Here is a 26016-nt window from a genome sequence, read left to right as displayed (position 1 = left end):
TGTTTGCGCCTGTTCATGACCCGGAGTGCTGTTCTCCTGTATTTTCAATGGGTGAGACCTTTGATTTTATCCCGGATATTTCACGAGTTGGGTGCGCTCATATGCAAGGCATCAGAGCTGAAGATGTAGTGGTTTACCTCAAAGCTATGATAACGCGGCAGATGAGTGCACCCGGCTCGCCCGAAGGGTGAGAAAATCAGGCAGAATACCGTGGATTACATTTTGCATTTTTGAAACGACTGAAAATATTACTACAAAGAACTGTAATTACGGATTATTCCTTAGCCCTGATTGTTTTCTCATGAAATATCCGGGTTATGGGGCCTCCGATGGCCCGTTCCAGCTCGCTCAAATGGATCAGGTAGCCGTAGAGGGCTTTAAAGTGATTGGTATCGGCCTGGGTGAGAAAGCTTCGTGCATCCAGCACGTCCTGGGAGGTGGCCAGCTGCTGATGGAAAAGGAGCTGGGTGATGCGCATGTTTTCCCGTGCCTGGCCCAGGGCTTTTTCAGCCGTGTCGATGTTTCGTTGGGAGACGGTGAGGTTCAGGCGGGCCTGTCGTACTTCTAAGCGAATTCGGTCCGACCTGCCGCGTTTTGTCTCTTCCAAGGCCTGACGGCGGTAACGGACGGCGGCCAGGTTTTTCACGGTCGCCCCGCTCTGGAACAGGGTCCATCGAGCCTGGACCCCGGCCCAGCTGTTCTCTTCCAGACCGTAGTCGTTGTCCCTGCCCCCCGCATTCCGTCCGTCTCGCTGGTAGCCAGCCACCAGGGAGACGGTGGGGTAACGCTGGCTCTTTTCAAGCCGTTGGGCCTGAAGGAGGCGCTGGGATTCGAGCTCGAGGATCTTGAGCACGGGCCTTCTCTGGAGAGCCAGGGGGATCAGCGCTTCATCGGGGGTGACGAAGGGCTTGGGGGGCACGGTCTCCATGAGGCATGTGGCGTGCCGCAGGGGCAGCCCCACGAGGAGGTTTAGATCGGCGCGGGCGACCTCCAGGGTCGCGCAGGTGTGTTCTCGGGCCTGTTTGGCATCGGCCAGGGCCACTTGGGCTTTGAGGAGGGCGTTTAAGGGGATAAGGCCCTGGTCGTGGAAGGCGAGGGCATCCTTTGCGTGGCCGGAAAGAGCCCGGACGTTTTCATCGGCCACGTATAAAAGTTTTTCGGAGAGAAGGAGATGGGTAAAGCTCCCCTTGACCTGGTGAATCAGATTGAGCCGGGCCACCTCCTGTTCCTGTTCCCGGATGGTCGCCTCAAGGCTTTTCATGCGAAGCTGTGAGGTGAGGGCAAAGCCGGTGAAGAGGGGCTGACTCAGGGTGACTTCCAGGTGGTGCTGGGTGTCGTGCCCGACAGGCAGGCTGACATCCCCGGACCGGGTGATGGGTTGGTCCTTGAGCTCGGTGGCGCTGTAAGCGGAGGAGAGGGTGGGGAGAAGGGCGCTTCGTGCGCCCTTCTCCGCCTCAAGGGCTGCCTGGTGGGAGAGGCGGGCCTCTTCCACCGTGAAATGGGTGGCCATCGCCCGGCTGAGCGCGTCGGGAAGGTTCAGGGGGGGGGAGAGAACCTCCCCGGCCAGGGCCCCTTTTGCCGGTAGGAGACACAAGACGGCAAGGGGCACGATCAGCCGGGCGACAGCCCCGGCCTTGGGCCGGTCTGACGCGCAGTGGTAAAGAGCGGGTAAGAGAAAGAGGGTGAGAATGGCCGACACGAGGATCCCGCCGGCCGCGGCGATGCCACTGGCGTTTCGCAGTTCGGCGCCGATACCGGTTCCCAGGGCCATGGGGAGCATGCCGAGGACGGCGGCCAGAGTGATCATGATAATGGGGCGGAATCGCTCGCAGGCGGCTTGAATGACGGCATCCTTGGGGTTCATGCCTTCATCGACCAGGTCGGTGAAGGGCTCCATGATAAGGATGGCGTTGTTCACCACGATGCCGATGAGCATGACCCCTCCCATGATCACGAAGATTTCCATGCTGTGGCCCGTCAGAACCAGAGAGAGGATCATCCCCATGAGGGCGGTGGGCACGGTGATGAGGATCACCCCGACCTTTGTGAAAGATTCCATGATGGCGGCGAGGGTGAGGATTACGAGGATCATGGCGATAATGCCTGCTTCGGTAAGGCTGGCCTGGCCCTCGGTCATGGCCTCGTAGTTTCCGGAAAATTGAAAAGCGTATCCCAGGGGCAGGCCGCCCTTTTCATTTATGGCGCTGGACAGGGATTGCACGGCGCTGCCCATGGGCAGGTCTGCGAGGTTGGCATAGAGCTTGGCTACGCGGCTTTTGTCGCGTCGCGTGATCTGAACCGGGGATTGTCGTTCTTCCACATGGCCGAGGCTTGTCAGCATCAGGGGCTGGCCGGGGATGCCGGGAAAGAGGAAGCGGCCCACCTGCCCCCGGCCTTTCTCTTCGGCGAGTTTGACCACAATGTCATAGTTTCGGCCCCCGTTTTTAAAGGTCCCGGCTTCCAGCCCTTCGAGGTTGGCGCGCAGGGCCATGCCGATGGCCGTGGTCGGGATGTTGAGGTCGGCCAGCACGGCGCGATTGGGGGTGACCCGGAGCTCGGATTTGCCGGGGCGCACCGTGGTGTCCGGTTCGACAATACCGGGGATTTGAGCGGCCAGTCCTTTGGCGCGGAGGGCCAGGGTGTCCAGGGTCTTCAGGGAGTCCCCGGAGATTTCCATCTCGACATCGCTGCCCTGGCCCCCGATGCCGTTAGGCATGGTGACCGTGACGATGCAGTCGGGCAGGGTGGCCAGGCGTTCGCGGGTCATGGTAAGGAGTTCGTCCATGGTGACGTCGCGTTCGGTGCGTTCGGAGAAACGAAGGAGGATCTGGGCGAGCTGGACCCCTTCGGAGGATTGCCCGACCAGGCCTTCCACCTTGCCGATGGTGGCCAGGCTGTGGCGCAGGTGGGGGAGATCGGCCAGGGCGTCTTCGGCGTCTTTGACCGCCGCTTCGGTGCGGTCGAGGCTGTAGCTGACAGGAAATTCGAGTTTGGCAAAAATTTCCCCCCGGTCCGGGTCGCTGGACATGCTGGTCCCGAGGCGCCCTCCGACATAGAGGGTGGCGACAAGGAGTCCCACAAAGAGCGCGACGAGGCCAAGGGCAACCCTGCGGTTGCCTCGGGTGACCCCGAGAAGGGTGGCGTAGCGGCGGATGATGGCATTAAGCCCTTGGTTCCAGAGGGTCTCCATGCGATGGAGCGGGCCGGTGGCGTCCTTGTCTGTCGGTTTCAGGATGAGGGCGCAGAGCATGGGGGTGAGGGAAAAGGAGATGAACAGGGAGATGGCGGTCATCACTACCAGGGAGAGGGCAAAGGGCCGAATCAGGAGGCCGACCATGGATGGCATGGCCGCCATGGGCAGAAGGACCACGATATTGGTCCCTGCGCTGGCGAGAACGGCGATAAAGGCTTCATTGGCGCCGAGGGTGGCGGCTTCGCCGGGTGGGATCCCGTCATTCACGCGTTTAATAATGGCTTCCAGCACCACGATGGAGTTCGTGACGAGCACGCCGACGGACATCCCGATGGCGGCCAGGGTGGAGAAGTTCAGGGTGAATCCCAGCATCTGGAGAAAGAAGAGCCCGATCATGATGGTGAGCGGCATGGAGATGACCACCACGACCAGGGAGCGCAGGTTGTAGAGGAAAAGAAAGAGGACCAGCGCGGTGAGGGCGATCCCTTGGGCCACGTTGATCCAGGCGCTGCTGACGGTGGCTTCGGTGAAGGTCCCGTCATCGGTGACCCAGACGAGGTCCATGCCCCCGGGCAGGGTGGATGAGAGGGTGGCGAGGGCTTCTCTGACTTTTTTCACCACCGCCACGGCGTTGGCGTCTGATTTCTTCACCACCTTGATGGCCACGGCGGGGCGGCCATCGACGGTGGCTTTTTCCCGCATCTCTTCTGTGGTCATGCGGAGGGTGCCCAGGTCTCGCAGGTAGCAGCGTAAGCCATTGTTACCTGCTATCTCCAGGTTTCCCAGCTGGGAGACCTCCTCCATTTCAGACACAAATTTGACCGAGAACTCTTCCCCGCCATCCCGGAGACGGCCCGAGGGAATGGTGCCATGGTCGTTTTTCAGGGCCTTGACCACGTCCAGGGAGGTGAGGCCGCGGGCGGCCAGTCGATTTCGGTCCAGGGCCACATGCACTTCCCGCTCGGCGCCGCCGATGAGCTGCACGTCAGCCACCCCGGCGATGACGGTGAGGCGGTCCCTTAAGGTGTTGTCCGCGTAATCGTAGAGTTCTTCTACGGAGAGGTCGCCGGTCAGCGCCAGCTGGATGATGGGCTTTGCGTTGACGTCATATTTCAGGATGATGGGGTCTTCCACAGCGGTGGGGAAATCGGCCCGGATGAGGTCGAGTTTTTCTCGAACATCGGTGGCGGCGATGTCCACATCCACATCGAGTTCGAACTCCAGAAGCGTCTGGCAGGCGTTCTCCATGCTGGCGCTGGTGACATGCTTGAGTCCGTCGATGGTGACCATCTTATCTTCGATGCGTTTGGCCACATCCACTTCGATCTCTTCGGCGCTGGCGCCCGGGTAGACGGTGACGATGGTGACAAAGGGCATGTCGATGCGGGGGAGCAGTTCAATGCCCATTTTTCGAAAACTGTTGAGGCCTAACAGGGCCAGGCCGATGATGAGGCAGGAGATGGCCACCGGTCGTTTGACTGAAAAATCAGAAAGCTGCATCTACTTCATTCCCTCCTGAACAGCCACAAGGGTACCCTCTTCCACAAAGGAGGCGCCGCGGGTGATGACGGGGGTGCCCTGGGACGGGGCACCGGAGAGAAGCTCCACAAAACCACCACTTTCCATGCCGCGACGGACCTCCATCGGGTGAGCGCGGTTGTCGGCCAGAACGAAGATCAGGCTTTTTCCCTTCCGGATTTGAAGGGAGGCCCGCGGTACGCCCACGCCTGAGCGCTCTTTGATAAGAAGGGTCATGTTGGCCATGGCCCCGGGGACGGCGGCTTCCGGGGGGGTGTTCATGATGCATTTGATTTTGAAACTGCGAAGGGTTTCGTCGATGGTGGGGCTCTTAAAGGAGACCGGCCAGCTGCCCACCGGCTTGCCTGAGATACTGAGGGTGACCAGGGTTTCGCCCCGGATCACGGAGGGGTACATCTCCGCTGGAAGCCAGGCCACGGCTTCCAGCGGGGCCAAGGCTTCGACGCGCAGCACCGGACGTCCAGGGCTGCCGCTTTCCCCCTCCTCCTGGTATTTGTGGGAGACCACCCCGGTGATGGGGGCGACGATCCGGGTGTCTGCCAGGTCCTGGCGGGCGATGGCCAGGGCGGTTTCTGACTGACTAACCTGTCCCTTGGACAGATCCACCAGGCTTTGGGCGTGCTTGCGTGAGGCCTCCATCTGTTTCGTGGCCGACTGCTGCTGTTCGTATTGGTCCTGGGAGATGGCCCTTTTTTTGAAAAGTTCTTCATAGCGCCGGTAATCGAGCCGGGTTTTCTCAAGTTCCACCATCACCCGTTCCTGGGCGGCTTCTTTTTCACGCAATGCGCATCGTGAAACGGCCAGGTTCTGCTCCTGCATTCGAACGGCCTGTTCCCGTTTGACCGGGTCGGTGAGAAATAAGACGGTTTCTCCCGCCGTGACGGCATCCCCTTCATCCACAAAGATGCTCTCCAGGGTTCCGGGGAGCTTGGGGGCCACTTTGCTGGTGGTTTCTGCTTCGATGGTGCCTTGAACGTTGACGGTTTTGCTGAAGCTCCGCGTGGTGGCCAGAGACGTCTCCACAGGAATGGCGGTTGCGGTTTCCGCGTTACTGGCCGGAGGTTTGCCGGTCATGGTATTGCCGATCAGGATCAGCCCCGAAAGGAGCAGGCCGCTTGTGATGATCAGGTGTTTTTTAGTCATGGTGTACATCCGTCTTGAGAGTCTGTGGGGGCACCGGGGTTCGGGAGAGATAAAACCGTCGGATCCAGGCGTTGCTGTCAATAAGTCCGAACTCTTTCAAGTTGTCTTCCAAAAGAATGCAGAGGTCACTTTTCCATCGTTTTTCAAAGGGACGGTCCCAGGTCAGGTGGATGCTGATATCACTGTCCATGTCGGCGTGGGCCTGGCATTCCACTGTCGTGAGATGCTCCGGGAACCGGAAGGCGTCGATATGAGATTCCAGAAGGCACAGGAGGTTTTCTCTCTGGGGACCTACGGCACGCACGGTAATGGTTTCAACGATCGGCATGGCTCATCTCCTGGGGTGTTGTGGCAATGGTGGGATTACTTGCCAGAACCATGCCAAATAGGTAAGTGCGTGGTTATGAGAGAAATTTAGTGTCAGGCTGTTTTTTGTTTACGCCATGGGGTATATTTCAATAACGCTATGGCGTATATTGCGACAAATTGTACGCTATGGCGTAAATCGAAGCAGGGAGGAGTAGTATTGCGATGGATGACAATCTTTTTTTCAGGGAGGCGGCCACCCGTATCTGCGGCACGCTGGATATTCAGGCGGCCATGCAGGGGTGCTACGATTATATAAAAACCTATCTTCCCGTGGGGAGCGTGAACCTGTTGCTCTACGATGGGGAGCGCCATGCGTTTCGTTCTCTGGCCATGGTGAGTGTTGAGGACGACCCTGTCGGAACCCTCTTCTCTGTTCCCGAGAAGAGCCGTGACTTTCTGGCCCGGCGCAACGCACGCGACTGGGATGTGGAGGTCTACAATCGCCCGGACGAGGATCCGGACCTGTGTGGGATCCTGCATCACTTTGACATGGACACCGACGTTTCGCTCATGAGCCTTCGACTGCAGCTGGAAGGAAGCCGCATCGGGGAGGTCAACCTGAAGGTGAAGGGGCGGAATCGGTATACGGATGCCCATGTGCGTCTGGTGAAGCTGCTCCATGATCCCCTGGCCATGGCCATGGCCAACGCCTTGACCCATGAAGAGATCCTGACCCTTAAAGACCTGCTGGCCGATGAAAACAGGTTCCTTCACCGGCAGCTTCGGGAGATCTCCGGCGCGGATATTGTCGGTGCGGGGTTTGGGCTGAAGAAGGTGATGGGCATGGCCCGTCAGGTGGCGGGGCTGGAGAGCCCGGTGTTGCTTCTGGGGGAGACCGGGGCGGGAAAAGACGTCATCGCCAGTGCCATTCACTACTCTTCCTCGCGGAAGGACGGCCCCTTTATCAAGGTCAACTGTGGGGCCATTCCCGAGAGCCTTATCGACAGTGAGCTGTTTGGGTATGAGAAGGGGGCGTTTACTGGGGCGCTGGCCCGGAAGCGGGGGCGCTTTGAGCGGGCGAACGGAGGGACCCTTTTTCTGGATGAGATCGGGGAGTTGCCCCTGGCCGCCCAGGTGCGATTGCTTCATGTGCTTCAGAGTCATGAGATCGAGAGGGTGGGGGGCAGCGAGGTGATCCCGGTGGATGTGAGGATCATCGCGGCAACCCACCGCAACCTTCAGTCCATGGTGGAGGAGCGTTCCTTTCGGGAGGATCTCTGGTTTCGCTTAAATGTGTTTCCCATCATGATTCCCCCGCTTCGCCACCGGCGCGAAGATATCCCGGACCTTGTGCTTCATTTCGTGGAGAAAAAAGCCCGTGAGCTCAAGATGCGGGAGGTGCCGATCCTGGCTCCCGGGGCTGCCGAAGCCCTGATGGATTATCCCTTTCCCGGGAATGTGCGTGAGCTGCAGAACCTGGTGGAACGGGCGTTGATTCAATACAGCGGTGGGTTTCTTCAGATCCACGTCAGGGACAGGGGGCGCGTTCAGTCCGTCGGGGTTTCAGACGGTGAGCTGCCCGAAGAGCTGACCCTTGACGAGGTGACGGCCCTTCATATCCGTCGGGTGCTTTCCCATACCCGGGGCCGCATCAACGGGCACGAAGGGGCCGCCCAGCTCCTGGGGCTCCACCCCAATACCCTCCGGAAGCGGCTCGATAAGTTGGGGATTCCCTATGGAAGGAGCGCACAAGGGGTCTGGGGATAGGCCTTCTATGGTTAAAGTATGGGGCAAAGCACGCCTCCGGCGGCAAGGTGTGCCACCTCGAAAGCGGGTTGGCGAATGCGCATCGGGAGTCGCTTCCGGGAGGGTTGCCAGAGACGCGTTGTTTTGTATTTGCGCAGTCGGGTGTGGTTGACTTGTAATGCGTTTGCATTGCGAGGCTAACGCATCTCGGCAATGTCGCGTTCGCTCAGGCGAAAGGGGCTGTCGTCATCGGGGAGGGCATCCGGGTGGTTGAGGTGGGAAAGGGCCAGGAAGTGATCGAAATTTCCGAGGATCAGGTCGGTGATGTCGGGGTCGAAGTGTTCCCCACGTCTTTTTTCGAAGAACTCGAAGACCACATGGGGCGGGTAGATCGATTTGTAGGGACGCCGCGAGGTGAGGGTGTCGAAGACATCGGCGGCACAGACGATGCGCCCGGCTAAGGGGATCGCCTCCCCGGTGATGCCTTTCGGGTATCCGCTGCCGTCCCAGCGTTCGTGGTGGGAGAGGGCGATACTCTGGCCGAGGCGGATGACTTCTGAACTTGAGTTGGCCAGGATCTTGGCTCCGATGGTGGTGTGGGTCTTGATGACGTTGAACTCCTTGTCGGTGAGCCGTCCCGGTTTGGAGAGGATGGCGTCGGGGATCCCGATTTTTCCGATGTCGTGCATGGGGGAGGCATAGCGCAGGAGCTCGATGAAGGCGTCGGGCAGGTCCATCATCCCCGCAAGGAGCACGCAGTAGTCGCCCATGCGGACGATGTGGTCTCCGGTCCCTTCGTCTTTGTGCTCGGCGGCCACCACCAGGCGGCGGACCGTATCTAAGTAGGAGTGCTTGATGGTGGCGTGGGCCATCTCCAGTTCATGCATCAGGCACCGTTCCCGGAGCACCCGCTGCAGCCGCAGAACCACCTCGGTCATTTCCAGGGGTTTAACCAGGAAATCCACGGCCCCTTTTTGAATAATCGTGTCGTAGCGGAACCCTTTGATGTCACCGGTCATCACCACCACGTCTACCGGTATCTCCTCGTTCAGGTGCTTTAAAAAGGTGAGCCCCCCCATGCCAGGCATGTGGATGTCCGTGAGGACCAGGTCCATGGGGGTGGAGCGTATGATGGAGAGGGCCTCTTCGCCGGAGGAAGCGGTCAGGCATTGAGCCCCCTGCTTTTCCAGGGTGCGCCTGAGGAGAAGGCGGGTGGCCGGGTCGTCGTCCACCACCAGGATTCGGGAGGTTGTCAAGAGCATTTCCATGGTGTTTCCTTGAAAGGTTGTCGTTGTTGTGTGGTGGCCAGTCAACCGTACCTTAAAGAGGGCAAAACACCATGATGACCTGGGGTCAAAGAGAAAGCAAAGGCGCTGTGCGGTGTGTCGGCGTGAACGGGTATATCATACCACAGGTAGGGGGATTAAAAAATGGGCGGCCGTGGGTGATAAAACGGGGTGGAAAGGTGATTCCGTATGCGTAACAGGGTTCCTTGTCATTACGGCCGGTTGGGCATTGGGTGCGGAACCTTTTTTTTTATCAAGGGGGGTGAAGGCGGGACGGGCTGCCTGGTTCATGCTTTGTTGCTGATTTTTTTGAATTTTTAAGGGAAATAGTTTCTGGGATAGACCTCTTTGACATATTTTTGACCCCGTGGGGGACCCTTTTATTGCAATCAAAACCGTGTTCATCTCTTTACAAAACCGGGGGTTGCTCTTATTTTTGAACCGTGATTCAGTATTCATTTTTTGCGGACCGAGGCACTGGCCTCTTCCGCGGCGTGTCCCACTGGCCTGGTCGGGGAAAGGGGGCAGAGTGCTGGAAATTTTATCTTGATAATACGCGCATAGAGCCTTTTGATTGGGCTTTGCCGGGGCGACTTCATGGGGGTTCCTACTCAGGGAATGGGGGGCTCCGAGGTTTCTGGTGAATGAATAACCGTTCAAAATGGCGCTATCTGTGAGGCCGGGCCGGAGGATTTGAAAGACCGACCGGGTCTCGATACCCAACCCTTTGGAGATGAAAACGTGGCAGTCAGTATTGACAAGGAACGCGCCATTCACAAGGCCGCCATTCAGGTGATCAGTGAGTACGGGTTTCACAAGGCCAAGATGGCCAAGATCGCTGAAGTGGCCGGGGTGAGTGCCGGCAGTCTCTACACCTATTACAGCGACAAGGATCATATTCTGGATCGCATTTTTGAGATGCTCTGGAAAAAGGACTGGGCCGGGCTGGTGCCTCTTTCCGAGCGGAAAGACCTCTCCCCCCAGGAAAAGCTGGAAGGAGCCATCGATCTGGTCTTTGACGTCTTGACCGGGGACCGCAACCTCATTATTGTTTTTGTTAACGAATTCAATAATTTCATGAAAAACAAAGAGGTCAGCTTTTCCCTTTATTACCATGAGTTTCTGGGGGCCTTTTCCGCCATCATAGAAGAGGGACAGGCCACCGGAGTGTTTAATCCCCATATTCCGGCCAATGTCACCTGTGATTTCATTTTGGGGGGCATCCGGAAATCTCTTTACGGCCAGGTCATGGGGACCCTCGCCGTGGACGGGGCCGCCCTCAGGACCCACATTAAGGCGATGATTCGACGGGGAGTGCTGGTGTAATGAAAAAAAGAATCAATCGATATTTAGGCGTTGCCGCAGCGCTTTGTCTCATGATGAGCCTGGGCGGCGGGGTCGCCCTGGCCAGAGAGCTTACTTTAGATGCTGCGCTTGCCCGCATGGAAGCGGGTAACGACACCCTGGCCGCGGCCCGGGAGGCCAAAGCGGCCACAGAGTATGAGAAAGAGGCGGCCTTCGGGCTTCACCTGCCCAAGGTGGAGGCCTCCATGCGCTGGACGCGCATCGATGAGCCCATTGAGATCGACTTGTCGAGTATCAAGGACGCCATGGGCTTTCTCCACGGGCCCAATCCCATCTCGGGCAGTCCTGGAGACCCTCGACTGGCGTATTTGCCCGAGTTCACCATGGAGGTCCAGGACGACACCTTCGTCAAGGGCCGCGTCACCGCCTCCCTGCCCCTGTATGCCGGCGGGCGGATTCAGGCGGCCAATGAGGCAGCAGCCTCCAGGGTCCAGGAAGCGGGGGCTCAGCTTCGGGAGACGGGCAATCAGTTGATGCGGGACATGGTGACGCGCTACTACGGCCTTCGCTTTGCTAAAAAGGTGGTGGAGGTTCGCACCTCTTATTTTCAGGGGATGGAGCAGCATGTGTCTGAGGCCCGGCAGCTGGAGACCCAGGGGATGATCTCCCGTTCGGAGAGCCTGCATGCCGAGGTGGCCCGGGCTGAGGCCCATCGTCTGTTGAAACGGGCCGTGCGGGATCAGGCCATCGCCGAGACGGCTCTGGCCAACCTGTTGGCGGTGGAGGAGGGGGATCACGAAGCGATCACCCCGGTTTCCCCACTTTTTCTGACGCGGGAGCTTGAGCCCATGGACTATTTTATCTCGGCAGCCCTTCGCTTGAACCCGGTGCTGCGGCGCATTGATGAAAAGGGCGTGCAGGCCCGGGCCGGTGTGAAAGCGGAGAAGGGAGCCTTTCTTCCCAAGGTCTATCTTTTTGCCAGCCAGGAGCTGGTGACCGACGATCTCACCATGCTGGAACCCGAGTGGGCGGCCGGCGTGGGCATGGAGATGAATCTGTTCGAGGGGTTCTCCTCGGTGAACCGGCTTCGGTCGGCCCGCATGCAGAGGTCTCGGGTGGATCATCTTTCCACCCAGGCGAAAAAAGATATCGCGACCTTAACGGAGAAGCTCTACCACGAGGTGGTGGGGCAGGTGGAGCAGCACGATGCTTTGAAGACCTCCCGCGCCCTGGCCGAGGAGGCGGTGCGGGTGCAGACCCGTGCCTTTGAAGAGGGCTACGCCACATCGCTTGATGTGGTGGACGCACGGCTCACCCTCTCCGGGGTGGAGATTAAGCAGCTGATGGCTGCCTACGGCTATGACGTGGCCCTTGCCCGTCTTTTGGAGACGGCCGGGTTGGCCACGGAATTTAATACCTATCGCAACGACAAGGAACAGGAGGTGACCTTCTGATGAAGAAAAAATACACAACGGTAATGATGGTTTTGGTGGGGCTTGGTATTGTCGGCTCTGCGGCGTCTCTTCTGGCTATGAAGCCAGCGCCTCTGGTGGTCCAGGGGGAAGTGGACGCCACTCGGATTGATGTGGCCTCCAAGTTGCCCGGCCGGGTCTCCGAGGTGCTGGTCACCCGGGGAGAGCAGGTGGTCAAGGGCCAGCCCCTGTTTGTGATTGACAGCCCTGAGATTCGGGCCAAGCTCAGCCAGGCCGAAGCGGCGGTTAAAGGGGCGACGGCCCAGCGGGACAAGGCCAATTTCGGCGCGCGGGTCGAGGAGGTTCGGGCATCGCGAAACCTTTGGAACAAAGCAGAGGCGGGGCTGGAGCTGGCCCGCAAGACCCACGCTCGCGTGGAAACATTGAATGCGGATGGAGTCCTTCCTGCTCAGAAACTTGATGAGGCGGTGGCCCGCATGGAGGTGGCCCGTCAGACCGCCGAGGCGGCCCGTGCCGCGTATGAGATGGCAGAAAAAGGGGCGCGCCAAGAGGACAAGGAGACGGCACAAGCCCTTATGAATAAGGCCGCAGGAGCCCTTGCCGAGGTGGAGGCCTTTGAAAGTGAGACCCGCCTTCAGGCCCCTCGTGCTGCCGAGGTGTCGGACATCGTGGTGGATCCCGGTGAGTTGGCCGCCACCGGATGCCCCGTGGTGACGCTGGTGGATCTCTCCGATGTCTGGGTGACCTTTAATTTACGTGAGGATCTTCTGGCAAAGATTCGGATGGGAAGCACCCTGCATGCACGGATTCCAGCCTTAGGAGACCGGGAGGTGGCGTTGACGGTGAATCACATCGCCGCCCTGGGGGCCTTTGCCACCTGGCACTCCACCAAGGCCACGGGGGATTTTGACATGAAGACCTTCGAGGTGCGCGCCGTGCCTGAAGGGGGGGTGGATGGACTGCGTCCCGGCATGAGCGCCGTGGTACGCTGGGATATGGGAAGCTGACATGGATGGTGCGAAGAGTTTATTACGGGTGATGGCGCGCGAAGTCTCCGCCATGGTCTCCGGAAGGCTGATGCGCCTGATGCTTTTGTTTATTCCTCTCATTGGCATCGGGCTGTTTACCGCCCTTTTTTATCAGGGGAGCCCGGAAAATCTTCCGGTGGCTGTGTGCGATATGGACCGGTCTGGGCTTTCTCGCTCCATCGTTCGGATGGTGGAGGCCACCCCGGATATGTCGGTGATGCCGGTGCCGGATCTTGCCGCTGGCCGGCAGGCGATTTTATCCGGAACCGCTTACGGGCTTCTCGTTCTTCCCGAACACATGGAGCGGACCCTTCTGGCCGGTGGGGCTCCGGCCTCACGGTTTTATCTCAACAACCAGCTGATGCTCGCCGCAGGGCTGTTGACGCGGTCCATGAGTGAGGTCTATTCCGCGGCGTCGACGGGCATGAAGCTTCGGGTGACACAGGCCCAGGGCGTGCCCGAAACCCGATCCCGGGAGCGGACGAGCGGCATTCACATCAACCGCAAGGTTCTGTTTAACCCCCACCTCGATTATCGCTGGTTTCTTCATTCATCCCTCTGCCCGTTTCTGATGAAAATATTTATCATGTGTGCCACGGTCTGGGCCGTGGGGGGGGAGATTAAACGGCAGCGCGTGGACTCCTGGCTTGAGGCAGCGGGGGGGAACATTCACCTAGCGCTTCTGGGCAAGCTGCTGCCCCATACCCTCTGGTTTACCCTGATGGGGTGGGGCATTCTGGTGCTCTTTTTCGGCTCGATGGATTTGCCGAAGCCCCAGGACCCAAGGGCGCTGATGGTCGGTATGCCGCTTTATGTCATGGCGTGTCAGTCGGTGGCTCTTCTTTTTGTGGCCTTTACCGGGGAGATGGCCCAGGCGGCCAGCTTTACGAGTTTTTATGCCAGCTCCTCCTTTGTCTTTGCCGGGGTGACCTTTCCCAGCGCGGCCATGCCCCTGGCGGCTCGCCTCTGGCACGATGTGCTGCCCCTGACGTATGTGGTGCGGCTGATTAATGAACAGACGGTGAGGGGGCTTGCTCCCGCACAGTCCCTGGGCACCTTGGGGGCGCTTGTCTGGATTGTGGTTCTCTGCGGCGGTGTGGCCTGGTGCCGGCTTACCTTCCGGTTGTCTGCGAAGAATGTGGCATTGACCACGGCAGGAGGGGTGGCATGAACTGGTTTCGATTGATTGCCCAGGAGCTGAGACTGGCTCTGGGGGATACCAGCTGCCGGCTGGTTTTGTTTGGTTCTGTGTTTATTTATGCTTTTTTTTACCCTTACCCGTACTCTCCGGAGGTGCAGAACAATGTGCCGGTGGTCGTGGTGGATCAGGATCAGACCAGCCTCTCCCGCCAGCTGATTCGCATGGTGGATGCCGGGGATCGGTCCCGGGTGACCCGGCGGGCCCTCTCCTTTGATGAGGCGAAAAGCCTTTGCGAGAAGGGGGAGGTGCAGGCGATTCTGCTTATCCCCGGCGATTTTGAGAAAAGGGTGCTGAAGGGGGGGAAGGTGGAGCTTTCCGTGTGGATTGATGCCACCTGCTTTTTTACCTACCGTCAGGTGACCACCGGGCTTCTTACCACGGTGAGGACCCTGGCCGCCGGGATCGAGATCAAGCGGTTCCGCGCAAAAGGCATGAGCGAGGGGGCGGCCATGGCGGCCATGGACCCCCTGCCGTTGCAGGTGACCCAGCTTTTTAACCCCTCGGGCGGCTATGGAACCTATATCGTCCCCATGGTCTTTATCCTGATTCTCCATCAGACCCTTTTTCTCGGCGTGGGCATGGTGGCCGGAGGACGACGGGAGGCCGGGGATCGATCCTGGTTTGTGGCTTCCCCGGGGCTGTCAGGTGCCGTGTCCATGGTCTCTGCCAAGGTCGCCGCGTATCTGCTGCTCTACAGCATTCACGCCCTGTTCTATTTTGGCGTCCTGCACCGTTTCTACGACTTTGTCGAACGGGGGGCGGTCTTTGACATGATGATTTTCATGGGGGTGTTTTTGACCGCGGTGATTCTTTTGGCGTTGGCCCTGTCTGCCTGTTTCCAGCACAGAGAGAACAGCCTGTTCATGCTGCTCTTTACCTCGCTTCCGATGGTCTTCCTCTCCGGGATTTCCTGGCCGGTGGAGTCCATCCCTTCCCTGCTGCGGGTCCTCTCTCTGGCGATTCCCGGAACCGCCGGGATTGATGGCTTTATGCGCATCGCCACGATGGGATCCACCCTGGGGGATGTTTTGCTGGATGTGCAGGTTCTGGCTGGGTTGTGCCTGGTCTATTTTGTGTTGGCGACGTTGATTTTTTATAAGAATGGACAGTCTGAAGAGATGGAAACCTCCTGATAAGAAGCGACCGAAGGGGATAAAATAAAAAACCCGACTGATAAATCAGTCGGGTTTTTTAATTGTGGTGGAGCTGAGGGGGATCGAACCCCTGACCTCATGACTGCCAGTCATGCGCTCTCCCAGCTGAGCTACAGCCCCAAAATCGGATGAAGGAAAAACCTTCGTGGGATGGGATCACAAGCTGTGTTGCGTTCCGTGGCCCTTACATAAGGAAAACGGGGTGGGTCTGTCAATTGGAAATTTTCAAAGGACGCATCCTTTGCCCTGGCGCAAAAGAGAGGGCCGGTCAAATCTCTCGCTCTCCCGGCAGGTTGGGCGGCAGGAGAGCGAGATGTATTTTTTTTCATGGGACGGCTGTTTTTTCCATCGGCGAGGAATCGGCGATCAGGACAGCGATTGGGTGACGGAGTCCACCGCCAGCTTGGCTTTGGCGCCGATCTCTTCCATTTCTTCGGGGGTGAGGCTGAGTTCCTGAACCGCGTGGGGGTTGATGCGGCTGTGGGCGCCTGTGGGGTCGGGGCTTCCCATGATCCGCATGGCGATGATGTCCGCCACATGAATGATGTGGGCCAGGGGGCTGTTGCCCTCCTCGGGGGTGTGCTGGAGGCGGATCGCTTCGGTCTGGATCCTGGGTAGGTTCCATTTTTGGAAGAAGAGACCTGCGACTTCCGCGTGGGTGAAGCCGAAGAGTTTTTTTTCGGCGTCACAGAAGGTGGCGCTGCTCTCCTTCATCGCTTCGTTAAAGGCCGGCTTGATCATGCTGATAAAGGGGTCGAGCATGAGGAGGCCAGAGTCGTGAATCAACCCGGCGTTGAAGGCGTCATTGGCAAGGGTGGGGGCCTTCGCCTCGGCGATGAGGCGTGAGGTGTAGGCACAGGCGAGGCTGTGTCCCCATATATCGTGTGAGGAGAGCCGGTAACCGGTCAGATTTTTTCCCAGCATTTTCGAGGTGCTGACCACGGTGATCAGATCGGCGATGGCCTGGCAGCCCATAATGGCGGCAGCCTGCTTCACCGTAGAGACAGGAACGCTTAGACTGTAGTAAGCGGAGTTCGCAATTTTCAGGACGCGGGTGGCCAGGGCCTGGTCGGTTTTGATCACCTCGCCTATTTCATTGAAACCGCAGGTCTCGTCGCTTAAGACGGCGATGGCGCGCCCCATGACTTCAGGCATGGGAGGCAGGGCCTTCGATTCTTTAACGATTTTTTTAAGCAGGGCATCCCCTTGCATGGGCAGACCGCTGGGGGCTGCTGTCGCACCCTTTTCCACCACGATGGGGGTCTTGCATCCCGGGCAGGGGGTTTCGATTCGACGCCCTTCGGGGATTTTTGAATCATCCACGTTATAGCTTTTACCGCATCCGCTGCATGTGACTTTCATTGACTCGAACACTCCAAACTGATCAAAAAAATGATGACGTCGAAAAGGCTCGAGGTCCCCACTTTTGTCCCCCATAACTGGGGGGCGGTGGGGCAGCACAATCGCTTGCCAGGCTGTCTGGCCTGCCTTTTAGGTTGCCATCAAAAAAAAGCCACTATTTTTTCGTTAAACTCTTCGGGTGATTCAATGGGAGAGAAGTGGCCACACCCTTGAATCATAATTAGAGAAGCGTTGACTATCTTATCGCTTAAAAGGCGTCCGTACTTTAGAGGTGTTGAGATATCTTTTTCTGCTGTTATGACAAGGACCCGGCTTTGAATTTCGGAAAGACGAGGCATGACATCAAAGATATCACAGGCTTTCAAGTCGGCGAGGGCCGGATCATTGTTTTTTTCTGTGGCGGCAGAAAGGATGTCTTCGACCCTCGGTGTTCGCTTGGCCGGGGGGATGGCAAAGTGAAACATGGCTTTGAGATAGGCCGGGTAGTTCGTTTGAACGGCCTCGAGAATGTCAGGCAGGACCCTCAGTCGCGCCCCGGTATTGGCAAGGATGGCTTCGGGAAACCGGGTTGGGTGATCCAGGAGCAATTGAAGGACGATGGCTCCTCCCATGCTGAGGCCGCAGGGGATGACGGAGGGGAGCCCGGCGGCATCCATGAAGTTAAGGACGGCTTGGGCCATGTCGGGGACCGTTGTGTGCAGGGGGCCATCACTTCGATGGTGGCCGGGAAGGTCCAGGGCAAAGGTGTTGACGTGGGGGGCCAGGCCCTTCACCTGATGGCTCCAGAAATGGCTGTTTTGGCCGGCGCCATGGATGAAGAGAAGATTTTTTTGTTTTGGGTCGGGCTGCGCCTGGCCGGCAAGAAAACCAAACCCGTTGATGCGTGATGTGATCATGGCGACTCCTTTTTGTGGGGGGGGAGGGACGAAGGGTTCTCAGGAGAGCCTGTGCTTCATCCAGTCAATGATGTCGGTGTAGACGGTCTCTTTTACGGGTTCACCGAAGAGTTCGTGGCGGGCGCCCTCGTACAGGATGGCTTCGACATCCCGGATGCCCGCGGCAAGGTATCGGGCGGCAAGGCTTGAGGCCGAACGTCCCATCATGCCGACGGGGTCTTTTCTACCTGCCAGAAGCAGGATCGGCAGGTCCGCGGGGGCTTTTTCGATGTGAGACCTCTGCCCGATGCGGAGGAGGGCTTCGTTCATGTCTCTGAAAAGGGCGGCTGTCGAGATGTAACCGCAGAGCGGGTCCTCTATGTAGCTGTCCACACGTTCCGGGGCGCTGCAGAGCCAGTCAAAGGGGGTCCGTGCGGGAAAAAAGCAGAGGTTGTAGGCGCCGAAGCTGAAGTGGTCCATGAACAGGCTCGGGGCACGGGGGCCTGAAATTTTTGCGTGGAGACCGGCCAGAAGTTTTCCCGTGGCCGCCACAAAGGCGGGCAGGGTTGCGGTGCCGCTGATCACTGCCCCGGCAAGGGGCGGTGTGGGGTTCGCGATGAGATCTCTGGCCAGAAAGGAACCCATGGAGTGTCCATAGATAAAAATGGGCAGACCCGGATGGGATGCTGCGGCATGGGAGACCACGGCGCCCAGGTCGGCGACGGCCAGGTCCCATCCTCCTTTGTCACTGAAATGGCCGAAGGTCCCTCCTTCGGGAACGCTTCGCCCGTGGCCTCTGTGGTCGGTGGCGAAGACGGAAAAGCCATTTTCTGTCAGGCGCTCGGCAAATTCCCTGTATCGGCCCGTGTGTTCTGCCATACCATGGGCGATGACCACGGTGGCGGCGAGCGGTTTGTCTTCCGGGTACCAGTGAGTGAGAAAAAGGGTGTCGTCTTTGACGGCAAAGGGGGAGAAGGTCTCGATCATGGCGCCTCCTGAGGTGAAAAGTGAAGGATCATGGGGGATTGAGGGTCCGCTTGAGAAGGGTTATTGTCCGTCATACCATGCGTGCGGGGGGAGGTAAAGAAGGAATGGGGATGAGAAATGCGGCCTCCGGCGGGTTTGCCGGAGGCACGCTTTTATTATTTTTCAGGGAGAATCATGCCCATCAGGGGGGTGGAGGCCAGGGAGCAGAGCATGCCAATCGTTCCGGCTTCCGGTGAGGGGGTGCCGGTGGCGTAGAGGCCGAGACAGAGGGTAAGGGATAAAAGGGCCGAGGCCATGGCGCCTCTACCGTGGACGGGGTGCCCCTTAACAAAGAGCCCCCAGACGAAGGGGCCGAGGAAGAGCGAGCCGATGGCGCCCCATGAGATGCCGAGGATAGCCACGATGGTGGCGGGGCGCATCCAGGCCAGGGCCACCGAGATGACCACAAAGAAGATGCTGGCGCCGCGCATGAATCGGGTAAGGCTTTTTTCGGAGGCGTCTTTGTTAATGAAGCCTTGATAGATGTCTTTGACCAGGGAGGAGCTTGAGATCAGCACCAGGGCCGCCAGGGTGCTCATGGAGGCGGAGAGGACGAGCAGCAGCATGAGAACCGACAGGGAGTCCGGGATCACGTTGGCCAGGAGCTCGGGCATCAGGGCATCGAAGAGAGGTTTTCCGTTATGAAAGGCTCCAGGGGTGTTTCCCGGGGTGAGGAAGACGCGGGCCGTGGCGCCGGTGAAGTAGGCGATCCCACCGATCAGAAGTGCGAAAAAGGTCGAGGCAACCATGCCCACCTTGATGGCGCGATCATCCCGGATGGCGTAGAATTTCTGTACCAGCTGGGGCATGCAGAAAGGGGCCGCGCTGGTTAAAAAAATCAGGCAGAAGAGGGGCCAGGCGCCCGGAGGCCCCACCGGTGCGGTGAGCTTGGGGTCCACAGCGGTCAGGGAGGCGGTGAGGTGTGAGAAGCCGCCACCGGCCTTGAGGGTGAACACGAGAAGGGTCAAGACCCCGGCGATCATTATGATCCCGAAAAGCACGTCCAGGGAGGCCATGGCCCGGTACCCGCCCATGCTCATGTAAAGGGCGGTAAATCCACCCATGAGCGTCAGGGCCAGGGTGTAGGGCAGGCCAAAGTTAGACTGAAAAAGGTAACTCAAGCCCATAAACACCGCCGAGGTGTAAGGGATGAAAAAGACGAAGACGGCGCAGGAGGAGAGGAGCTTGAAGGCTGGGCTCTGGTAGCGCACTTCGAAAAATTCGGGCATGGTGTGGACGCACAGTTCTTCGGTCATGCTGCGGATGCGGCTTCCCATAAAATACCAGACCGCCAGAACCCCGATAAAGGCGTTTCCCAAGGCGATCCAGAGTCCGGAGTAGCCAAAGCCCCACCCAATTTTTCCGGCAAAGCCGATGAAGAGCACGGCGGAGAAGTAAGAGGTGGCATAGGTAAAGGCGCTCATCCACGGGCCGATGGCCCGTCCGCCGAGGAAAAAGTCCCCGAAGGAGCTGCTTCTTTTGAGGTTGATGATGCCGACAAAGGCGATGACGGCGGCATAAACGGCGATGACAGCCACTTTGAATCCCATGCTCGATCTCCCGGAGTTCCTTTTAAAACAATAAGAAAGGCGTGTGAACAGGTTTGATTTGGTCCGGGGATCATATAGAGTGCGGGACGATTTGGCAACAAAGAGCCGCGTTATCCCTGTGGAAAATCAAGGAGAGGCTTGGTGATGCGGGGTGAATCGCGTCTCGCCGGGTTCTCTCTGGGCGGTGTTTTTGGTTTTAAGGGATGGGAGAAGGCACCGCCGAGGCCTCCCCGGCTTAGACCGGAGGATGCCTCGGTACGATGGATGAAAAGAGCTTTATAGAGTAGGGGGGGCTCCGTCCTTTACTTTACGAGGGCATCTTTCAGCTCTCGGGATCGGCGGGCCGCTGCGAGCATGCCTTCCCGGATCCCTTCGGCCACGTTTTGGGCGATCATCTCGTTGATGGCCGCTTCGGTGGTGCCTCCCGGTGAGGTGACCTTTCGACGGAGGGCTTCAGGCTCTTCGTTGCTGGAAAGAAGCAACTTGGCGGCTCCGTGGATGGTCGCAAGGGCGAGCTGTTTGGCGTCATCGTTTTCAAATCCCATCTCTTTGGCCGTGTTGACCATGGCCTCCACCACGTAGAAGAAGTAGGCGGGCCCGGACCCGGAGACGGCGGTGACGGCATCCATCTGGCCTTCGGCAACCCGCAGGACCTCTCCCATGGAAGAGAGGATGGCTTCGGCGAGATCCATGTCGTCCGGTGTTGTGTGCCGGTTGCCGCAGAGTCCCGACATCCCGGCAAGGACGAGGGCGGGGGTGTTGGGCATGACGCGTAGGATCGGCAGGCGTGCGGCGCACTGGTCGGTGATTCCCGCATAGAGGATCTCTTCGTAAAAGGAGAGGGGAAGTCCTGCGGCAATGGTGATGATCTGTTTGCGTTCCTGGGTGTTGTTGAGGCCTTTTTCGCTCAGTTCTTTCAAGAGGGGGGCCATGCCCTGGGGCTTGACAGCCAGGATGACGGTGGTGGCTTTCTCAAAGGTTTCAGCGGCTGAGTCTGCGGTGTGGACGTTGTATTGGGTTTCGAGATAGGTGAGTCGGTCTTTTCGGATATCGCAGAGGGTGAGCTGCCTGCTCTGTACTTTTCCAGAGGAGATCAGGGCTCCCGCCATGGCCTCGGCCATGTTTCCTGCTCCGATAAAGCCAATGCGGATATCTGATGCGCTCATGGAACGGCTCCTTAAAAGAGGGGACTTTTGGGTGGGGGATGGATGAGAATCCCAAGGAAAAACCGGTGCTTCATGGGGCGCAATGCAGCGGTGAAGCTCGGTATTTTCGGACAAAATATCTTGACTTATCGCCGGTATATAACATATTTTTATCAGAATATCTATTCGCGTGGCCCCCTTGAGGGGTCTTCTCTTGTTTGAGGCTTTTTGGAAAGGTATTTTTAATTAGAAATGTTTATATTAGCTAACTTTATCAAAGCGATGGCCGTGGTCCTTGACATGGCCCTGAGCCTTTATCTGATCGTCGTGATTGCCCGTGCCGTTCTGTCATGGGTCAGCCCGGATCCTTACAATCCCATTGTCCGTTTTATCCATAATGCAACCGAGCCGGTGCTGTATCGCGTACGTTCAAAAATTCCTTATATGGGCGGCATCGATCTCTCTCCTCTGGCAGTGATCGCGGCGGTCTATTTTTTGAAAATTTTTGTGGTGGATTCCCTTTATCACATTGCACGAACGATGATGTAGTGAACCCATGTCACCTTGGGGCCGCCTGCCAAGACGGTGCCCCTTTCGGTATGATGCGGATCTGAAACGATCAGGAGTAATTATCCATGGCAAAGATCGATGCGTTCTTTAAGCTGATGCACGACCAGGGGGCTTCCGACTTGCACCTTGCGGCCGGTCAGCCTCCCGTCCTTCGAATTAACGGCGAAATTGAGCGGGTCAAATACAAAGTGCTGGACAACAACACCCTGAAGGGGATGATCTATGAGATCGCACCCGAGGGTAAAATCAAGGTGTTTGAAGAGACGGGCGACATAGATTTCGGTTATGAAATTCCAGGCCTGGCAAGGTACAGGGCCAACTTTTTCATGCAGAGAAATGGGGTCGGCGCCGTTTTCCGGGAGATTCCCAGCCAGATCATGAGTGCCGAGCAGTTGGGGCTTCCGCAGGTGATTTCCCGCCTGGCCACCCTCCCCCGGGGGCTGGTGCTGGTGACCGGTCCGACGGGCAGCGGCAAGTCCACGACTCTGGCCGCCATCATTGATGTGGCCAACCGCATGCGGCAGGACCACATTATCACCATCGAAGATCCCATTGAATTTGTTCATCAGAGCAAAGGCTGTCTTGTGAACCACCGTGAGGTGGGGAACCATACCCAGAGTTTCAGTGCCGCCTTGCGGGGCGCCTTGAGGGAAGACCCCGATATTATCCTCGTGGGCGAATTAAGGGACCTGGAAACCATCAGCCTTGCCATCGAAGCGGCCTCCACGGGTCACCTTGTCCTGGGCACCCTTCACACCTCCAGCGCGCCGAAAACCGTGGATCGTTTGGTGGAGGTCTTCCCCGCCAACCAGCAGGCGCAGGTGCGTTCCACTTTGTCCGACAGTATTCGGGCGGTGGTCGCCCAGACGCTTTTTAAACGCATTGACCGCAAAGGCCGTTGTGCGGCCTTAGAGATTATGATCGCCACGCCAGCCATACGGAACCTGATTCGGGAGGGCAAGACCCATCAGATTCCTTCGGCCATTCAGGTGGGGCAGAAATATGGAATGCTTTTGTTGGACGATTCCATCATGGAACTTTATAATAAAGGGATGGTCAGTCCCGAAGAGGCCTACAGCAAGGCGTATGACAAGCAGAGGTTCAGGCCGCTTCTTTCAGGAACGCCGGATGATTTCACGGATGCGTAAAGGGTAGAATATGAGAAAACAGGAGTTGGATTACTTCCTCTCACGGATGCTTGATTCTCACAACAACGTGTCGGATCTCAATCTGACCGTGGGGCGCCCCCTCCAGGTGGAGAGTTCGGGCAAGTTGCTCAAGGTGGATGTGGAGCCCGATATCAAGGAGCTTACCCCTTTTCAGACGGAACAGATCGCCATGAATCTCATTGGCCAGGATCGTCGTCTGAGCGAGGCGCTTATTCGAACCGGTTCCTGTGACCTCTCTTACAGCCTTCCGGGCAAGGCTCGTTTCAGAATTAATATTTTTTCTCAGTCCGGCAACTATTCGATTGTTTTAAGGCGTTTGGAAACAACGGTTCCGTCTATCAAAGAGCTGAATCTTCCCAAGGCCTTCTACGAGGTTCCCAAGCTGTTAAACGGCATCGTCTTTGTTACAGGCGCCACCGGGACCGGTAAAACGACCTCTCTGGCTGCGGTTCTTTCAGAGATCAACGCCACGCGTCCCGTCCACGTCATCACCCTCGAAGACCCCATCGAATATCAGCACGCCCATAAAATGGCCACCTTCAACCAGAGGGAGCTGGGCAGCGACTTCGAGAACTTTGCCAGCGGTCTTCGCGCTGCGTTGCGCCAGGCCCCCAAGGTGGTCCTCGTCGGGGAGATGCGAGACAAAGAGACGGTGGAGATCGGGCTAAGGGCTGCGGAAACGGGGCACCTTGTTCTCACCACCCTGCACACCAACAGCGCCGGAGCGACCATCAACCGTATCCTAGGGATGTTTGAATCGGATGAAGAGAGGCAGCTGCGCCTTCGCCTTGCCGATTCTGTGCGATGGATTATCTGCCAGCGTTTGCTGCCCAAGGTGGGCGGGGGACGTGTGGCGGCCTTTGAGATGTTAGGGACCAGTCTTCGCGTCAAGGATATGATCCTCCACGGAGAGTCCGATGGGAAGACCTACGATGACGTCATGGAGCAGGGCAAGCATTTTGGGATGTCCACCTTCGACAATTATATCGTCCAACTTTATGAACAGGGGCTCATTACCCAGGAAACGGCCATGGTTTTCTCCAGCCATAAGGCGGTGGTGGGACGGGGCATTGACTCCGTGAAGAGCGCCCGGGGTGAGAAAACCACTGACATCGACTCCCTTGAGATTGATCATGGGTACAAAGATAAAATGAAGTGAGGCGTTTCGGGAGGCGATTATGAACATCACGTGTGAAAACTGCAGCGGAAAATTTAACTTTCCCGATGAGAAAGTGCCGGAAGATTGCACCTTGTCCCTCAGCTGTCCCCGCTGTGGGAATAAGCTCTCGGTGGGGCCTCGCGGTGGGGCTTCGATTAGTACCAGCATGGGCTTTGAAGAAGACGACGACCGGAAACCCTCCATCAGTTTTGATGAAAAAGAGACCGACAATTACAACGACGATGAGCGTCCCTTTGATTTTATCGAGGAGGAGGGCCTCACGGCCATCATCTGCGTGACAGATGCCGGAAGGCGCGAGAAGGTACGCATCGCTCTGGATTTGTTGGAGTACAGCGTGACCCAGGTAAAGGACACACGGGACGCCTTGAAAAATATGAGGTACCACAGCTACGATGTGGTGGTCCTTGACATGATGTTTGATACCAAAAATCCAGAGGTCAATGGGGTGTTGATTTACCTGAACCGTCAGCCCATGGTGATCCGAAGAAAAATGACGGTATTTTTGATGTCGGAGACGCATCGGACCCGAGACGAGATGGTGGCCTTTCATAAGAGCGTGAATATTGTCGTTAACAACAAGGATATTGATAAAATTGACACGATTCTTCAAAGAGGGACGCGTGAAAATGTTCTTTTTTACAGGATTTACAATGAGTACGTGAGGTAGGGATATGGCAACACGAAAACCGGGAACGCCTTATACCTGTGGTGATTATCGTGAAGAGATGGTGCTTTTGGGCCTGAGGAAGCATCTGGCACAGGGGAGCCTTACCTCTGAAGAAAAGACGGTGATCGAAAAAGAGATTGCTGAGTTGGAGAAGGCGATGGGGATGGATTGAGGCCCTGTCGGGTCTCCTCGGTGAAACGTAGAGAAGCAGAAGCCGCTCCTTAAAGAGAAATCTTTAGGGGCGGCTTTTTTTTGTCTGGAGGGGCTGTGGTTGTGAAATCCTTTAAAAGGGAAGCCCCCGGCGGGATTGCCAGAGGCCTTTTTTATGCGCCTCAGAGCCTTTCGCTGATGATCTGAAGGCCTTCCAGTGTCAGCTCGGGTTCCACGGACTCGATGGTAGAGGAGACGTGGCTGATCAGGGTGGCGAGTCCGCCGGTGGCGATGACTTTGGGTTTGCATCCCATCTCGGACTTGATGCGGGCAACCATGCCGTCCACGAGCCCTGCGTACCCGAAAATAATGCCGGATTTCATGCTTTCGGCGGTGTCGAGGCCGATGACCCGTTCCGGTGGAGAGCAGATCTCTACGCGGGGGAGTTTGGAGGCGTTGGCGAAAAGGGCTTCAGAGGCGATCATCACGCCAGGGGCGATGGCCCCGCCCAGATATTCTCCCTTTGCCGAGATGATATCAAAGGTCGTGGCCGTGCCGAAGTCGATGGCGATGATGGCGCAGCCATATTTTTCATAGGCGGCGATGGCGTTGACGATGCGGTCGGCACCCACCTCGGCCGGGTTGCGATAGAGCACCGGCATCAGGTCTTTGGTGGTTTCAGCGTCCACCCAGATGGGGGCATGGCCAAGGTACTTGGTGCAGAAGGTCTGCAGGATGTTTTTTACGCGAGGGACGACGCTGGAGATGACTGTTTTTTTGATGCTTTTTGGGTCGATCTCCCGTTCTTTGAAGAGACCATTCACCAGCAGGTTGAATTCATCTTCCGTCATATTTTTCTGGGACCGGATCCGCCAGTCATGGATCAGTTTTTTTCCCTTGAAAAGTCCCATCACCGTGTTGGTGTTTCCCACATCGATAACCAGTACCATAATCTCCTCATCTGTGTGGCCTGATGGCCCCTTGG

General features: G+C 57.7%; 21 protein-coding genes and 1 tRNA gene. 11 read left to right on the top strand and 11 right to left on the bottom strand.

What is annotated here, in order from left to right:
- Positions 1–274: 274 nt before the first annotated feature.
- From Q1Q75_RS07385 to Q1Q75_RS07375, 3 genes are read right to left on the bottom strand one after another with little or no spacing between them, the layout of a single operon-like run.
- Positions 275–4693 (bottom strand): efflux RND transporter permease subunit, encoded by a 4419-nt coding sequence (locus Q1Q75_RS07385; RefSeq protein ID WP_300668744.1) that lies wholly within the window; start codon positions 4691–4693, stop codon positions 275–277.
- Positions 4694–5875: an efflux RND transporter periplasmic adaptor subunit gene (locus Q1Q75_RS07380; RefSeq protein ID WP_300668742.1), complete on the bottom strand. Its 1182-nt coding sequence runs from the start codon at positions 5873–5875 to the stop codon at positions 4694–4696.
- On the bottom strand, positions 5868–6203 hold the full coding sequence (locus tag Q1Q75_RS07375; protein WP_300668740.1) for a hypothetical protein: 336 nt from the start codon (positions 6201–6203) through the stop codon (positions 5868–5870). Before Q1Q75_RS07375 ends, Q1Q75_RS07380 begins: the two co-directional genes overlap by 8 nt.
- A 203-nt stretch (positions 6204–6406) precedes the next feature.
- On the opposite strand from Q1Q75_RS07375, the gene Q1Q75_RS07370 reads away from it, so the two are divergent.
- On the top strand, positions 6407–7951 hold the full coding sequence (locus Q1Q75_RS07370) for a sigma 54-interacting transcriptional regulator (RefSeq protein ID WP_300668738.1): 1545 nt from the start codon (positions 6407–6409) through the stop codon (positions 7949–7951).
- Between the two features lie 176 nt (positions 7952–8127).
- Here Q1Q75_RS07370 and Q1Q75_RS07365 read toward each other — a convergent pair whose 3' ends face one another.
- A complete protein-coding gene (locus tag Q1Q75_RS07365) occupies positions 8128–9198 on the bottom strand; it encodes an HD domain-containing phosphohydrolase (RefSeq protein ID WP_300668736.1) in 1071 nt (356 codons plus the stop codon).
- A 759-nt stretch (positions 9199–9957) separates the two neighbouring features.
- On the opposite strand from Q1Q75_RS07365, the gene Q1Q75_RS07360 reads away from it, so the two are divergent.
- From Q1Q75_RS07360 to Q1Q75_RS07340, 5 genes are read left to right on the top strand one after another with little or no spacing between them, the layout of a single operon-like run.
- Positions 9958–10542 (top strand): TetR/AcrR family transcriptional regulator, encoded by a 585-nt coding sequence (locus Q1Q75_RS07360; RefSeq protein ID WP_300668735.1) that lies wholly within the window; start codon positions 9958–9960, stop codon positions 10540–10542.
- Positions 10542–11975, top strand: a complete 1434-nt coding sequence (locus tag Q1Q75_RS07355) for a TolC family protein (protein ID WP_300668734.1) — start codon at positions 10542–10544, stop codon at positions 11973–11975. Before Q1Q75_RS07360 ends, Q1Q75_RS07355 begins: the two co-directional genes overlap by 1 nt.
- Positions 11975–12961, top strand: a complete 987-nt coding sequence (locus Q1Q75_RS07350) for an efflux RND transporter periplasmic adaptor subunit (RefSeq protein WP_300668732.1) — start codon at positions 11975–11977, stop codon at positions 12959–12961. Before Q1Q75_RS07355 ends, Q1Q75_RS07350 begins: the two co-directional genes overlap by 1 nt.
- A 1-nt stretch (position 12962) precedes the next feature.
- A complete protein-coding gene (locus tag Q1Q75_RS07345) occupies positions 12963–14153 on the top strand; it encodes an ABC transporter permease (protein ID WP_300668730.1) in 1191 nt (396 codons plus the stop codon).
- Positions 14150–15316 carry an ABC transporter permease gene (locus tag Q1Q75_RS07340; RefSeq protein ID WP_300668728.1) on the top strand — a complete coding sequence of 389 codons (1167 nt, stop codon included), beginning with the start codon at positions 14150–14152 and terminating at the stop codon, positions 15314–15316. Before Q1Q75_RS07345 ends, Q1Q75_RS07340 begins: the two co-directional genes overlap by 4 nt.
- A 65-nt stretch (positions 15317–15381) precedes the next feature.
- Here the strand turns inward: Q1Q75_RS07340 and Q1Q75_RS07335 are convergent.
- From Q1Q75_RS07335 to proC, 6 genes are all read right to left on the bottom strand, one after another.
- Positions 15382–15457: transfer RNA gene (locus Q1Q75_RS07335), tRNA-Ala, on the bottom strand.
- 246 nt (positions 15458–15703) lie between these two features.
- Positions 15704–16699, bottom strand: coding sequence for an HDOD domain-containing protein (locus Q1Q75_RS07330; protein ID WP_300668727.1), 996 nt, complete (start codon positions 16697–16699; stop codon positions 15704–15706).
- Positions 16700–16839: 140 nt separating this feature from the next.
- Positions 16840–17595 carry an alpha/beta fold hydrolase gene (locus tag Q1Q75_RS07325; RefSeq protein WP_300668725.1) on the bottom strand — a complete coding sequence of 252 codons (756 nt, stop codon included), beginning with the start codon at positions 17593–17595 and terminating at the stop codon, positions 16840–16842.
- A 39-nt stretch (positions 17596–17634) separates the two neighbouring features.
- Positions 17635–18561, bottom strand: a complete 927-nt coding sequence (locus tag Q1Q75_RS07320) for an alpha/beta hydrolase (RefSeq protein ID WP_300668723.1) — start codon at positions 18559–18561, stop codon at positions 17635–17637.
- Between the two features lie 155 nt (positions 18562–18716).
- Positions 18717–20150, bottom strand: coding sequence for a hypothetical protein (locus Q1Q75_RS07315; protein ID WP_300668721.1), 1434 nt, complete (start codon positions 20148–20150; stop codon positions 18717–18719).
- A gap of 302 nt (positions 20151–20452) precedes the next feature.
- Positions 20453–21316 carry a pyrroline-5-carboxylate reductase gene (proC, locus tag Q1Q75_RS07310; RefSeq protein ID WP_300668719.1) on the bottom strand — a complete coding sequence of 288 codons (864 nt, stop codon included), beginning with the start codon at positions 21314–21316 and terminating at the stop codon, positions 20453–20455.
- Between the two features lie 231 nt (positions 21317–21547).
- Here proC and Q1Q75_RS07305 point away from each other — a divergent pair, with 231 nt between their 5' ends.
- The 5 genes from Q1Q75_RS07305 to Q1Q75_RS07285 all read left to right on the top strand — a co-directional run bounded on the left by Q1Q75_RS07305 (position 21548) and on the right by Q1Q75_RS07285 (position 25053).
- Entirely contained in the window at positions 21548–21844 is a 297-nt protein-coding gene (locus Q1Q75_RS07305) for a YggT family protein (protein WP_300668717.1), read from the top strand.
- A gap of 86 nt (positions 21845–21930) precedes the next feature.
- Entirely contained in the window at positions 21931–23013 is a 1083-nt protein-coding gene (locus Q1Q75_RS07300; protein ID WP_300668715.1) for a type IV pilus twitching motility protein PilT, read from the top strand.
- A 10-nt stretch (positions 23014–23023) separates the two neighbouring features.
- Positions 23024–24193 (top strand): type IV pilus twitching motility protein PilT, encoded by a 1170-nt coding sequence (locus tag Q1Q75_RS07295; RefSeq protein WP_300668714.1) that lies wholly within the window; start codon positions 23024–23026, stop codon positions 24191–24193.
- A 19-nt stretch (positions 24194–24212) separates the two neighbouring features.
- Positions 24213–24881, top strand: coding sequence for a zinc-ribbon domain-containing protein (locus Q1Q75_RS07290; protein WP_300668713.1), 669 nt, complete (start codon positions 24213–24215; stop codon positions 24879–24881).
- A gap of 4 nt (positions 24882–24885) precedes the next feature.
- Positions 24886–25053, top strand: a complete 168-nt coding sequence (locus tag Q1Q75_RS07285) for a hypothetical protein (protein WP_300668712.1) — start codon at positions 24886–24888, stop codon at positions 25051–25053.
- 160 nt (positions 25054–25213) lie between these two features.
- On the opposite strand, the gene Q1Q75_RS07280 is transcribed toward Q1Q75_RS07285, so the two are convergent.
- Entirely contained in the window at positions 25214–25981 is a 768-nt protein-coding gene (locus tag Q1Q75_RS07280; RefSeq protein ID WP_300668710.1) for a type III pantothenate kinase, read from the bottom strand.
- Positions 25982–26016: the final 35 nt, after the last annotated feature.

The organism is Desulfoluna sp. (assembly GCF_030145185.1).
Classification (GTDB): Bacteria; Desulfobacterota; Desulfobacteria; order Desulfobacterales; family Desulfolunaceae; genus Desulfoluna.
Note: the sequence above shows the minus strand (reverse complement) of the source record. Positions and strands in the feature narration are given on the sequence as shown.

Coding starts and splice junctions, on each gene's coding strand:
- Q1Q75_RS07385 (WP_300668744.1), bottom strand. CDS start 4,693: ATGCAGCTTTCTGATTTTTCAGTCAAACGACCGGTGGCCATCTCCTGC.
- Q1Q75_RS07380 (WP_300668742.1), bottom strand. CDS start 5,875: ATGACTAAAAAACACCTGATCATCACAAGCGGCCTGCTCCTTTCGGGG.
- Q1Q75_RS07375 (WP_300668740.1), bottom strand. CDS start 6,203: ATGCCGATCGTTGAAACCATTACCGTGCGTGCCGTAGGTCCCCAGAGA.
- Q1Q75_RS07370 (WP_300668738.1), top strand. CDS start 6,407: ATGGATGACAATCTTTTTTTCAGGGAGGCGGCCACCCGTATCTGCGGC.
- Q1Q75_RS07365 (WP_300668736.1), bottom strand. CDS start 9,198: ATGGAAATGCTCTTGACAACCTCCCGAATCCTGGTGGTGGACGACGAC.
- Q1Q75_RS07355 (WP_300668734.1), top strand. CDS start 10,542: ATGAAAAAAAGAATCAATCGATATTTAGGCGTTGCCGCAGCGCTTTGT.
- Q1Q75_RS07350 (WP_300668732.1), top strand. CDS start 11,975: ATGAAGAAAAAATACACAACGGTAATGATGGTTTTGGTGGGGCTTGGT.
- Q1Q75_RS07345 (WP_300668730.1), top strand. CDS start 12,963: ATGGATGGTGCGAAGAGTTTATTACGGGTGATGGCGCGCGAAGTCTCC.
- Q1Q75_RS07340 (WP_300668728.1), top strand. CDS start 14,150: ATGAACTGGTTTCGATTGATTGCCCAGGAGCTGAGACTGGCTCTGGGG.
- Q1Q75_RS07330 (WP_300668727.1), bottom strand. CDS start 16,699: ATGAAAGTCACATGCAGCGGATGCGGTAAAAGCTATAACGTGGATGAT.
- Q1Q75_RS07325 (WP_300668725.1), bottom strand. CDS start 17,595: ATGATCACATCACGCATCAACGGGTTTGGTTTTCTTGCCGGCCAGGCG.
- Q1Q75_RS07320 (WP_300668723.1), bottom strand. CDS start 18,561: ATGATCGAGACCTTCTCCCCCTTTGCCGTCAAAGACGACACCCTTTTT.
- Q1Q75_RS07315 (WP_300668721.1), bottom strand. CDS start 20,150: ATGGGATTCAAAGTGGCTGTCATCGCCGTTTATGCCGCCGTCATCGCC.
- proC (WP_300668719.1), bottom strand. CDS start 21,316: ATGAGCGCATCAGATATCCGCATTGGCTTTATCGGAGCAGGAAACATG.
- Q1Q75_RS07305 (WP_300668717.1), top strand. CDS start 21,548: ATGTTTATATTAGCTAACTTTATCAAAGCGATGGCCGTGGTCCTTGAC.
- Q1Q75_RS07300 (WP_300668715.1), top strand. CDS start 21,931: ATGGCAAAGATCGATGCGTTCTTTAAGCTGATGCACGACCAGGGGGCT.
- Q1Q75_RS07295 (WP_300668714.1), top strand. CDS start 23,024: ATGAGAAAACAGGAGTTGGATTACTTCCTCTCACGGATGCTTGATTCT.
- Q1Q75_RS07290 (WP_300668713.1), top strand. CDS start 24,213: ATGAACATCACGTGTGAAAACTGCAGCGGAAAATTTAACTTTCCCGAT.
- Q1Q75_RS07285 (WP_300668712.1), top strand. CDS start 24,886: ATGGCAACACGAAAACCGGGAACGCCTTATACCTGTGGTGATTATCGT.
- Q1Q75_RS07280 (WP_300668710.1), bottom strand. CDS start 25,981: ATGGTACTGGTTATCGATGTGGGAAACACCAACACGGTGATGGGACTT.